14 protein-coding genes are annotated in these 11,938 nt (G+C 36.8%); 13 read left to right on the top strand and 1 reads right to left on the bottom strand.

The genetic code is table 11. The features are described 5' to 3' along the window. From dnaX to ACY651_RS06165, 13 genes are all read left to right on the top strand, one after another. A partial coding sequence (dnaX, locus tag ACY651_RS06225) for a DNA polymerase III subunit gamma/tau (protein ID WP_462250808.1) occupies window positions 1-1,716 on the top strand: 1,716 nt, incomplete at its 5' end. A 68-nt stretch (window positions 1,717-1,784) separates the two neighbouring features. Then, window positions 1,785-3,443 carry a pyruvate dehydrogenase complex dihydrolipoamide acetyltransferase gene (locus tag ACY651_RS06220; protein WP_462250806.1) on the top strand — a complete coding sequence of 553 codons (1,659 nt, stop codon included), beginning with the start codon at window positions 1,785-1,787 and terminating at the stop codon, window positions 3,441-3,443. A gap of 244 nt (window positions 3,444-3,687) precedes the next feature. Continuing rightward, a complete protein-coding gene (locus ACY651_RS06215; protein ID WP_462250812.1) occupies window positions 3,688-3,855 on the top strand; it encodes a GldL-related protein in 168 nt (55 codons plus the stop codon). Window positions 3,856-3,861: 6 nt separating this feature from the next. Continuing rightward, window positions 3,862-4,596 carry a TonB family protein gene (locus ACY651_RS06210; RefSeq protein WP_462250804.1) on the top strand — a complete coding sequence of 245 codons (735 nt, stop codon included), beginning with the start codon at window positions 3,862-3,864 and terminating at the stop codon, window positions 4,594-4,596. A 68-nt stretch (window positions 4,597-4,664) separates the two neighbouring features. Continuing rightward, a complete protein-coding gene (locus ACY651_RS06205; RefSeq protein WP_462250802.1) occupies window positions 4,665-5,171 on the top strand; it encodes a GbsR/MarR family transcriptional regulator in 507 nt (168 codons plus the stop codon). Window positions 5,172-5,286: 115 nt separating this feature from the next. Beyond that, window positions 5,287-5,478: a hypothetical protein gene (locus tag ACY651_RS06200; RefSeq protein WP_462250800.1), complete on the top strand. Its 192-nt coding sequence runs from the start codon at window positions 5,287-5,289 to the stop codon at window positions 5,476-5,478. A gap of 180 nt (window positions 5,479-5,658) precedes the next feature. Next, window positions 5,659-6,102 carry a hypothetical protein gene (locus ACY651_RS06195; protein WP_462250798.1) on the top strand — a complete coding sequence of 148 codons (444 nt, stop codon included), beginning with the start codon at window positions 5,659-5,661 and terminating at the stop codon, window positions 6,100-6,102. A gap of 462 nt (window positions 6,103-6,564) precedes the next feature. After that, a complete protein-coding gene (locus ACY651_RS06190; RefSeq protein WP_462250810.1) occupies window positions 6,565-7,443 on the top strand; it encodes a TIGR01777 family oxidoreductase in 879 nt (292 codons plus the stop codon). 52 nt (window positions 7,444-7,495) lie between these two features. Beyond that, complete coding sequence (locus tag ACY651_RS06185) at window positions 7,496-7,897, top strand: thiol-disulfide oxidoreductase DCC family protein (RefSeq protein WP_462250796.1); 402 nt, start codon at window positions 7,496-7,498, stop codon at window positions 7,895-7,897. Window positions 7,898-7,901: 4 nt separating this feature from the next. Continuing rightward, window positions 7,902-8,267: a CoA-binding protein gene (locus ACY651_RS06180; RefSeq protein ID WP_462250794.1), complete on the top strand. Its 366-nt coding sequence runs from the start codon at window positions 7,902-7,904 to the stop codon at window positions 8,265-8,267. 128 nt (window positions 8,268-8,395) lie between these two features. Then, on the top strand, window positions 8,396-8,854 hold the full coding sequence (locus ACY651_RS06175; protein ID WP_462250792.1) for a hypothetical protein: 459 nt from the start codon (window positions 8,396-8,398) through the stop codon (window positions 8,852-8,854). Window positions 8,855-8,902: 48 nt separating this feature from the next. After that, a complete protein-coding gene (locus ACY651_RS06170; protein WP_462250790.1) occupies window positions 8,903-10,492 on the top strand; it encodes a T9SS type A sorting domain-containing protein in 1,590 nt (529 codons plus the stop codon). A 245-nt stretch (window positions 10,493-10,737) separates the two neighbouring features. Beyond that, window positions 10,738-11,211: a ribonuclease H-like YkuK family protein gene (locus ACY651_RS06165; protein ID WP_462220572.1), complete on the top strand. Its 474-nt coding sequence runs from the start codon at window positions 10,738-10,740 to the stop codon at window positions 11,209-11,211. A 69-nt stretch (window positions 11,212-11,280) separates the two neighbouring features. Here the strand turns inward: ACY651_RS06165 and yihA are convergent, their stop codons facing one another. Next, window positions 11,281-11,922, bottom strand: a complete 642-nt coding sequence (gene yihA / locus ACY651_RS06160) for a ribosome biogenesis GTP-binding protein YihA/YsxC (protein ID WP_462250788.1) — start codon at window positions 11,920-11,922, stop codon at window positions 11,281-11,283. Window positions 11,923-11,938: the final 16 nt, after the last annotated feature.

Raw genomic sequence — 11,938 nt, 5'->3', positions numbered from 1 at the left:
AATAATAACCAGCTGGCCCATGCATTTTTGTTCTGTGGTCCAAGGGGTGTGGGCAAAACAACCTGTGCCCGTATTTTGGCCAAAACCATTAACTGCGAAAACAAATCAGCAGATGGCGAAGCCTGTAATACCTGCAACAGTTGCGTTTCCTTTGATGCCGGCACATCCATGAATATTCATGAACTGGATGCAGCCAGTAATAACTCCGTCGATGATATCCGTAGCCTGGTTGAGCAGGTTCGTTTTGCTCCCCAGGCCGGCAAGTACAAAGTGTATATTGTGGATGAGGTACACATGTTAAGTACATCAGCTTTCAATGCATTTTTAAAAACGCTGGAAGAACCGCCGCCATTTGCCATTTTTATTTTGGCTACTACAGAAAAGCATAAAATTCTGCCTACCATTTTAAGCCGTTGCCAAATTTTTGATTTTAAAAGAATAACCAATAACGATACGGTAGAACATCTTCAGGAAATTTGTGAAAAAGAAGAAATAAAAGCCGAGAAAGCGGCGCTGCATATTATTGCACAAAAAAGTGAAGGCTGTTTAAGAGATGCGTTAAGTATTTTAGATAAGATTGTAAGTTTTACCGGCGGCAAATTAAATTACAGCAATACTTTAGAGCACCTTAATATTTTAGATGAAGATTATTATTTTAAGTTTTTAGATTTTATGCAGCAGCAAAACATGAGCGATGCCATGCTGCTGTATGATGAAATTAACCGCAAAGGTTTTGAAGGTGATACTGTGATAGAAGGCTTTGCAGAATTTATAAGAAATATTTTGGTAAGTAAAGATACCAAAGCAGCCATACTGCTGGAAGTGGCCGAAGATTTTAAACAAAAATATTTACAGGCAGCACAAAAAATAAATGCCGGTTGGTTAATTGGCGCATTAAATCTTTTAACCGAAGCCGAAATAAATTATAAACAGGCCCGTAACAAAAGATTACTGGTAGAGTTAACCATAATAAAATTAAGTTACCTGCACCAGGCCATTGAGCTGGTAAATAATGATGGCACAGTAAGTAAAAAAAAAGTAGTTGAATCAACAAAGGCCATTGCATTCAGGGCTGTGCCAATGATAAAAATTGCGGATGCAGGATTGGGTATTTCAGATTTTACAAAAGCAAAAGAACCTGCCAAACCAGCAGAAGCAAAATTAATTATTGAAGAACCCGAGGTTGAAATTAAACACCAGCAACCAAACATTTCACGGGTTCCTTTAGACAACCAGCAACCATCAACCGAAAATACTAAACCAAAAACAGGATTATCTTCCCTTGATAAAATCCGTAAAAAACTAACAGAACAAAATAAAAATAGCGGCAACGATTTAAAAGAACTTACCGAAGAAGAATTGTACATTGCCTGGGGAGCATTTATCGAAAAACTGATCAGCAAAAAAAATCACTCGGCAGTTACCAATTTTAAAATGGCTACGCTGAAAGTTATTGATAATAATACTTTAGAAATTATAACAGAAAATAACATTCAGCAAAAATTTATTGAGCAGGAAAGAGCAGCGCTGGTAGATCATCTGCAAAATCATTTTTGCAATAAAATACTCACTTATACGGTAATTATTATCGAAAATGAGCATAACAGCCAGCCGGCAGAAAAAGTATTAAGCTCCAAAGAGCAATACCTTAAAATTATAGAAGAATATCCGCTGGTAAAGGAACTTAAGGACAGATTGAAACTTACATTGGATTAACTGTATTTCATTTCCTGTTTTTACCGTAATTTCGAACCTCAATTAATAAAAATAGAAATAAATTATATATGGCAGAAGTGATACGCATGCCGCTGTTGAGCGATACGATGACTGAAGGGAAAATTGTGACCTGGAACAAAAAAGTGGGCGACAAAGTAAAAAGTGATGATGTGCTGGCCGATGTGGAAACTGATAAAGCCACGATGGAAGTTACAGGTTATGTAGATGGCACTTTATTGTATATAGGTGTGCCTGCTGGCGAAGCTGCAAAAATTAATCAGATTATTGCCATTGTTGGTAAAGATGGTGAAGATTATAAAGGGTTGTTAGATAAAGAAGGCGCAGCAACTGCTGCACCTGCAAAAACAGCTGAAGCACCAAAAGCTGCGGAAGCTGAACAACCGAAAACTGCCGACAGTAAATCAGCAACAGTTGCCCTTCCTGCAGGTGCAAAAGAAATTCGCATGCCTTTGCTTAGCGATACCATGACCGAAGGAAAAATTGTAACATGGAATAAAAAAGTTGGCGACACTGTAAAAAGCGATGATGTGTTAGCTGATGTAGAAACAGATAAGGCCACCATGGAAGTAGTAGGTTACGAAGAAGGTACTTTATTATATATTGGTGTAGAAGCAGGCAAAGCCGCAAAAATAAATGAGATCATTGCCATTGTGGGCAAGCCCGGCACTGATGTAAGCGCTTATGTGGCTGCAGAAAAATCAGGAGCAAATAATGCACCAGCCGCTGCAGTTAGTAATGATAAAGCTGCTGCTGCCAGCGAGCCAACCGCAACAACTCAACCTTCCGTAGCAACCGGCGAACAAACTGCAAATGATCAACCTGCTAACGGAAGAGTAAAAGCATCACCGCTTGCAAAAAAATTAGCTGCAGAAAAAGGTATTGATATTAGTAAAGTAAGCGGCAGTGGCGATAATGGAAGAGTAACAAAAAAAGATGTAGATAGTTATAAACCGGCTACAGACAAAGGACAACAGACCACAGCTGCACAACCATCAACTATCAACTATCAACCAACTACCGGCACAGAAGGCCACACCGACATTCCGCTAACGCAAATGCGTAAGGTAATTGCACGCCGTTTGGGAGAAAGCAAGTTTAGTGCACCGCATTTTTATTTAACCATGGAAATAAACATGGATAATGCTATGGCAGCACGGGCAGCCATGAACGAAGTAAGCCCGGTTAAAATTTCTTTTAACGACATGATTATAAAAGCAAGTGCCATGACCTTGCGCAAACATCCCGATGTTAACAGCAGCTGGATGGGAGATTTTATCCGTCAAAATCATCACATACATATTGGCAGTGCAGTAGCTATGCCCGAAGGTTTAATTGTGCCGGTAATTCGTTTTGCCGACCAAAAAACATTATCACAAATTGCCGGCGAAGCAAAAGAATTGTATGGCAAAGCAAAAGATAAAAAATTGCAGCCCAACGAATTCAGCGGCAACACGTTTACCATTTCTAATTTAGGCATGATGGATATTGAAGAATTTACTGCCATCATCAATCCGCCAGACAGTGCCATTTTAGCAGTAGGCGCTATTAAAGAAGTAGTGGTTAAAAAAGGTGATGGCTTCGGTGTAACCAACATTATGAAACTCACCATGAGCTGCGATCATAGAAGTGTTGATGGCGCAGTAGGTGCAGCATTTCTGCAAACATTAAAAAAGTATTTAGAGAACCCGGTAACGATGCTGGTATAGCTTACAGGGTGAGTCACCCCTCAAGGGTGGCTCACCCGGCGAATAATTTTTTATGAGCGTTAGAATAAAAGCTAACGCTTTTTTATTTTTTTGTAACGGTCATTTGTTCTTTATTCATCTTCGTTGGCGTCGCACTCTTGTACAGAAAATCTTTATTGAACTTTTATTTAAGCGAATTTTACACACCGCATTTACAAATAACTTTTATTATCTTAACCTCATGAACAAATATAAATTTTGAGGTATTGTTTCAGGAATAGCAACTTTTGTTACCATCTTTGGTGCATGGGCAAAACTTACGCATCAATACTTTGCAGATAATTTACTCACTATTGGTTTGTGGACTTTAGCAATAAGTCAATCTGTTTATATTTATTTTAAGTTTGTAGCATTAAAAAATAAAAATGAGTAAAGCAGTATGAAAAAAATTTCTTTGTGCAGCATATTAATAGCATGCATGTTTAATTGCACAGCACAGCAAATAGTTAATGTAGTTTTTGTAGGAAATAATGGTGTTACAGAAAATATTAAAGAAGCACATTCTTTTATTGTAGTAAAAAAATATCCCAATAATTATAAAAGACTTGATTATTCATTTAATGCGCCACTGATAAAAGAAAGAAATTATTCCGATTCGTTACTTGAAGTTTTAGATGGCCATTATTATGAATATGCTGTAAACGGCTCATTAAGTAAAAGTGGCTATTACCAGAATAATTTACGTGAAAAGGAATGGTACACTTATAACGATACTGGTAAAGTTATTTTAATAGAAAAATATGAAGCCGGTTTGCTTACCACAACCATTAATCCCGATACGGTTAAAAAAGAAGAACGTCCTGATGCAGTTACAGCAGTAGAAAAAGAAGCACAGTTTAAAAAAAGTGATAAAGACTGGAGAAAATATTTAACCAGTAATCTTAATGCAGAGGTTGCCCAGGGTTCGCTAAAGGGTGGAATGGTAATGGTAAAATTTGTAGTTAACACTGCTGGCGAATGTACACAAGTACATATGGCAAAATCGGTAGAGTATGTTTTAGATGAAGAAGCCAGGCGTGTAATAGAAAATTCTCCTTTATGGCAACCTGCTGTTCAAAACGGAAGAATTGTAAATGCTTACCGCAGGCAACCGGTCACCTTCAGCAAACAATAGAAAATTAATTTTCAATAAGTTTTGAAAATTCAAAAAACGTATTATCTTTGTGGTATAAATAAATCATCATGAAACTTACCGAAGCAAAAGCACAGTTCATCAGCAGTTGGGGCGCCTTTGGTACGCATTGGGGTATCAACCGCACCATGGCGCAAATACATGCGCTGCTGCTGATAAGTCCTGACCCGATTACGCAGGATGATATTATGGAGCAGCTCAACATTAGCCGTGGTAATGTAAATATGAACACCCGTGATTTAATTGATTGGGGTTTGGTGGATCGTGTGCTTATACCCGGAGAACGCAAAGAGTTTTTCAGCGCCGAAAAAGATATCTGGAAAGTGGCCACACAAATTATTAAGGAAAGAAAAAAACGGGAGCTGGATCCCATGCTTAAATTATTAACCCAACTGGAAAAAATTGACGGCGATAAAAAAGATGCCGCCACCAAACAGTTTATTGATACTGTTGCCGGCATAAGAAAATTTGGTGGCCAGGCCGATAAAATGCTCGACGTAATGATAAAGGCAGATGAGAGTTGGTTTTTGGGTAATATTTTAAAGTTCTTTAAGTAGTTTTTAACATGGTCTGACGTCCCGTCTGACCATGTTAAAAAACCCAAGCTGCTTTTGCAGCTTTTCTTTAGCAATGTATTTTCAAATATTTCTGAAATTATAAAATACACAGTTCATGCGGCAGTTTAAAATAATCGATTTCTGGATAAACGTTGGATTGATTACTTCATCAGTTATAATAAGTATACTGGAAGGAGCAGAAGATTTTTTACATAACAGTTTTCTTTTGGGCTATTTTATTGTGGGAGGATGGCAGGTAATCAGTATGCTGGTACATGTTTTTAACCGTTGCTTTACTTATAAATGAGGAGCAAGATATATTTATCACTGGATTACTCTTATTGCTGTAATCACTATACCCGGTTCCTTTTGGGTTTTAATTGTTGCAGCACCTTTTATGGCAATTTTTTATACCTGGTTATGCTACAGGGAAACTTATATAAAAATGCAACGGCCTTTATCAGTATTAAAATAAAAATCAACAATTATGAAAATTATAATACCCCACTGGTTAATCATTATGGGTGCCATCGGCCAAATGTTTACCGCAATAATTTATCCCTACATCCGCCACGTTGTATTTGATTGGTACAATGATATTAAAAAACTAAAACCCCTTAACCAGGAAATTGCAAAAACTTACGGCCGTTATATCCAGGGTTTAAATTTTTCTTTCGGCCTTATTTCAATTTTATTTACCAGCGATTTAAAAAACGAAACCGGCCTTGCGGTTGCACTAACAGGTTTAATTGCTGCATACTGGACGGGAAAACTAATTACACAGTTTGCTTATTACCCCATGTACGACATTCCTAAAAAAAGAATATTTAAAATTGGCGAAGTATTAATGAACACCATGTTTGTAGCCTTTGCTGTAATTTTTATTTTATTGTTTGTTTCAAATTTAATGGGCTATTTTGGTAAAGCATAAATGAAAAGATTAATAAGTTCCTCACCGTTTAAAATTGCAGCAATAGTTTTCTGCATTGCAATAACAGCTTTTACTCTGAGCCAATATGCAAAATTAATTCAACATCTTATTGCAATTAAATACAATTGGCGGTTTGAGTTGTTGATGGTTATAGGAATGATAGTCTTTCAATACTTTTTTGTTCACAAACAGACTTGGAAAAAAAAATTAGATTATTATTTTCAAATGCTGTTGGTTTCTTGAACAGGCTCAGCTTTACTATGGCTTTTATTATTGGCGAATCATTTTTTTAAAAGTAATGACATTATCAACCTTATCTATTTTTTTAGTGTTGTTGGAATAATGTTTTTTATTCATAAAAAAGTAGTTGCTAAACTTCAGTTGCAGTGGTATTTGTCTTACACCTGGGTTTTGTATCGCCTTATTATTTTAATCTTTATGTTGTAAACTATGAAATAAAAAATCATCATCACCGGAGGCACAGGTTTTACAGGAAAATATCTTACCCAAAAATTTATTGATTTAGGTTACGAAGTAATTATTATCTCCAGGCAAACCAATCATATTAACTGGAATAATTCAGCAGCAATAACTGCAGCACTTGAAAATTCAGCAATGCTCATAAACCTCGCCGGCAAATCGGTTGACTGCAGGTACAACGAAAAAAATAAAAAAGAAATTTTTGATTCAAGAATTAATACTACCAAAATATTAGGCAAAGCAATATTGCAATGTAAAAATCCGCCACCGCTCTGGATAAACTCCAGCACCGCCACCATTTACCGCCATGCGCAAGACCGGCCAATGACGGAAAGTACTGGTGAAATTGGTTCCGGCTTTTCAGTTAATGTTGCCACCAACTGGGAAAAATCTTTTTTCGATTTTAAATTAAAAAATACCCGGCAGGTTGCTTTACGCATGGCCATTGTTTTGGGCAAAGATGGAGGAGTGGTGCAACCCATAAAAAATTTAGTTCGTTTTGGTTTAGGAGGTAAACAGGGCAGCGGTAACCAAATGTTTAGCTGGATACATATTGAAGACTTATATAACATTATTATTTTTATGCAACAACATAAAGAGTTGCAGGGAGTTTTCAATACTTCGGCACCCACTCCGGTAACTAATAAAACATTAATGCAGGTATTCAGAAATAATATGAAAATGCCACTCGGTTTACCCACACCAAAATGGCTTTTAAAAATTGGCGCTGTATTTATTAAAACCGAAACGGAGCTGGTTTTAAAAAGCCGCTGGGTTATTCCTGAAAGTTTATTGCAGGCGGGTTTTGTTTTTAAGTTTAAAACCATTGTCGAAGCACTTAAAAATATTTTAACGGATTAGTAAAATATCAATATCAGCTAATAGAAAAATCAGCCTTAACTTTGCAGTATAAATGAAAGAGCACCCGCTAATATTATTTGATGGCATTTGTAATTTTTGTAACAGCGCAGTAAATTTTGTAATAAAAAAAGATAAGGGGGCTGTTATACATTTTGCCCCATTGCAATCACCCAAGGGCAGGCTATATTTAAAACAATATAACTACCCGGTAAATAATTTAAACTCTTTTGTATTTATTGAAAATAACAATGTATATACAAAATCTACAGCGGCATTAAAAGTATGCAGGCGTTTAAAAGGGTTGTGGCCTTTGTGTTATGGTTTTATTATTGTACCTAAATTTATAAGGGATGGCATATACAGCTGGGTAGCAAAAAACAGGTATAAATGGTTTGGTGTGCGGCAGGAGTGTATGATCCCCACACCCGAAGTAAGATCAAGATTTGTAGGTTAATATTATGACAGCAAAAAAAACATTGGTATTGGGTGCATCTGTTAATCCGGCACGTTACAGCAATCTTGCGGTCCAAAAATTAACAGCATATAATCACCCTGTAGTTGCATTGGGTAAAAAAACCGGCAGCATTGGCAATACCATCATTGAAACCGAAAAAAAAGATTTTGATAATATTGATACGGTTACGCTGTATTTAAATCCACAACACCAGCAGCAGTATTACGATTACATATTTTCCCTGCACCCCAAACGCATTATTTTTAACCCCGGTGCCGAAAATGATGAGCTTGCGGATATGGCAAAAGAAAAAGGCATTATGGCACAGGAAGCCTGCACTTTGGTTTTATTAAGTACCAATCAGTATTAATATTCTACAAACCTTGTAGTAATTTGTCCCAAAATGCTTTACTAGCATGCCTTTTTAAAATAAAATAAATAGCGCCCCGTTCAGGTTATATGTGACTTGTTTATTCAATCACATAAAAAATCCTGACTATGAAACACCCTATACTTTTAACCATCACCCTGCTGTGTACTTTATTTTCTGCAACAGCCTTTTCTCAAAATGCAAACGGAACAAAAGCTCAGCTTTTCAGCAATTTTCCTTCTAAAATAAATTGTTCCGAAACAGAATTAAGTAAAGTATTTGCTGCGGCAGTTAATCAAAACATCAACGTTGCTTTCTCTGATAATTTTTTAATTGACGGTACAGTTACAAGTAATATAGTTAAGTATAATAACCTGCAAACTGTTGTAATAAAATCGCCATTGTTTGCAGATGCAATTTTTGTACTGTCTAAAATTACCAATAGAGATAACAGCATTACTTATGTTGGCCGTATCATTAATAGAAAATATTTTGATGGGTACGAACTCAAAAAAGACAATTTTAATAATTATCAACTTGTAAAAATAGAAACCGATAAAGTAATGCAGGATTGCAGCCATAATTGACCCTGAATAAAAAATACACAGCCTTAAAATATACCTAAATCCACCTTAATGAAAAAACTATACCTTACCCTAAGTCTTACTTTTGCATTATTTTTTTCAATTAAATCTTTCGCAGTACCGCAACTAAACAGTTTGCCCGGTGCAACAGCAGTTATCTTTCTCGATTTTGACGGTCACTATGTTCAAAGCGTTGTTTGGAATGCCGGCTCGCCAATAAACTGTGTTGCAGCTACCATGTCGGAAACACAAATAACAGAAGCATTTAACCGCACTGCAGAAGATTTTCGCCCCTTTGATATTAATATTACAACCGACTCTGCAGTATTTTTAGCTGCACCACTAACTAAACGCATACGCATAATTATTACACCTACAAGTGGCTGGTACGGCGGTGTTGGCGGTGTGGCATACATTGGTTCTTTTGTTTGGGGCGATGATACACCCGGTTTTGTTTTTTGCGACAGGCTTGGGCCCAACAGTCCTAAAATGGTAGGCGAATGCTGCTCACACGAAAGCGGCCATGCTTTGGGGTTATCACACCAGTCAAGATACGATGTTTCAAGTTGTCCTACACCAGTTGAAACCTATCATTCTGGTGCAGGCAGTGGTGAAGATGGCTGGGCACCAATTATGGGCAACAGCTATTATAAAAATATGAGCAGCTGGAATAACGGGCCAACGCCTTATGGTTGTACTAATTTACAGGATCACCTTTCTATGATAACCACCTTAAATGGTTTTGGTTACAGAGCAGATGATTATACCGAAACGATGAATCTATCCACTGCAGCATTATCTGCCGGAAGTTTTACAAAAAACGGAATTATTGCTACCAACACAGACAGGGATGCATTTAAATTAACCTTCTTGCAAAATACCAATTTGCATTTAACAGCAATACCATTTAATGTTGGTGCTAATTATATTGGCGCAAACCTCGATATTAAACTGGAGTTGTATAATGCAGCCGGCATACTTATAAAAACTTATGACCCCGCCGGCAGCATGAGCGTAACTGCCGATACCATGCTGAGTGCCGGAATTTATTATCTTAAAGTTGATGGAACAGGTAATTTAAATGTGGGTGAATATGGCAGCATGGGTTCTTATACTTTAAGTGGATTTACCGGTGCATTGCCCATACATGATGTATCGTTAACCGGTAACAATAATTACAGTAAGCATAACCTTGGCTGGAATATTATTGCAGACGAAGCCATAAAAACAATTACAGTACAAACATCAGTTGACGGTATTAATTATAACAACCTTACAACTGTAAATGCAACAGCTAAAAGCTTTTCTTACAACCCTGCTAAAGGCGCCGAAATTTATTACCGCTTAAAAGTGATATCGGTGCTGGATCAAACAGTGTATTCTAACACAATTGTTTTAAAAGGGCTTAATAAAGAAGATAATATTTTTAAAGTATCAACGTTTATACATAGGGGCTTAACTGTTTATTCGCCGGTAACCCACCAATATATATTGAGTGATATTAATGGCAGAATAATAGGTAAAGGAATTGGGGTAGCGGGGTCGTACAAAATAGATATCAGTAACCAGCCAAATGGCATATATATTATTCAACTGACCAGCAATAATAAAAATCAAACAGAACGGATTTTAAAACAGTAAGGTAGATTCATGTGTAAGTTAAGGGTCAGCGTTAGGGGCTGGCCCTTTTTTATGCAGGGCCCCCAACCCCCTGAAGGCGGCTTTCGGAAAGTTCATAGCTTCTTACTTCTTTTCAATTATCAAATAGTTAATCTTTGTTTTTTTAATACTACTTAAATTCTAAAAACTGTTACAAAGTCCCCTTCAGGGGATTTAGGGGCTGTATTTATTGGGCTTTTCTTAGTAACTTTAGAAAACCCATTTTTATGTTATGGAGAAAATTTAACGGAGACCCCATCCAACTTCCCATTAAAGATGCTGTTGAAAATGCTATTAAAAGAGAAACAGCTAATGGTTTTCATTTAAAAGTTTGTATTGGTACCGACAGCCAGGTAAAAGGCAAAGAAACCGAGTTTGCAACTGTAATTGTTTTTTTACGTGAAGGCCATGGTGGCTTTATGTTTATTCACAACGAAAAAACAACGCACAAGTACAGCATTAAAGAAAGGATGCTGGTAGAAGTTGCAAAAAGCATTGAAATTGCTTACGAACTCTGCAATCTTTTTACGGAGTATAATGTTGATATGGAAGTACATGCCGACATTAACACCAATCCGCAGTTTAAAAGTAATGAGGCCTTACGTGAAGCAATGGGTTACATTTTAGGAATGGGCTTTGCCTTTAAAGCCAAACCCGAAGCATTTGCCAGCAGCAGTTGTGCAAATAAGGTGGTGAATTAAATTTGTACTTTTTTAAAAACGTACGCTGTAGCTAAAAATTACGGATAGTAAATCTGTCGCTCTTATATTTTATATTTTTTCTTTATTCTTCTCTTCAATCAACGCTAAAATTTTATCCCGCCCACTTTTTTTTACAGCACTGCTGCTAAAATACTGCGGTAAAAACTGCCAGGTTTTTTTCATAGCACTAAAAAAATCTTTTATGTTTTTACTTACAATACTTTGGCTTTCTTTATCTGTTTTGGTAAAGATGATGCTGAAAGGCACTTCCCATTTTCTTAATTGATCCATAAATTCCAAATCAATTTTTTGGGGCGAATGGCGGCTGTCTATTAAAACAAAAACCATGGTAAGGTTTTCTCTTTTTCGCAAATAATTTTCAATCATTTGCTCCCAGCGGCGGCGGCTTCGTAAGCTTACTTTTGCAAAACCATAACCGGGCAAATCCACAATATACCAGTTGGCTTTTTTTATTTCTGCCGCATCGGCAGTAGCAGCCGAAGAGGATTCTATTATAAAATGATTGATGAGTTGTGTTTTACCCGGTGCCGATGAAGTTTTGGCAAGCTTTTCAAAATTGCACAGCATATTTATTAAAGAAGATTTGCCTACATTACTTCTACCAATAAACGCATATTCAGGTTTATCTGCTGGCGGGCATTTGGTATAATCGGGGCTGCTGATAACATATTTGGCCCATTTAATTTGCATGCCGCAAAGATAGCTG

Origin of the sequence: Ferruginibacter sp. (assembly GCF_031391665.1) — a bacterium.
Lineage (GTDB): Bacteria > Bacteroidota > Bacteroidia > Chitinophagales > Chitinophagaceae > Ferruginibacter.
Note: the sequence above shows the minus strand (reverse complement) of the source record. Positions and strands in the feature narration are given on the sequence as shown.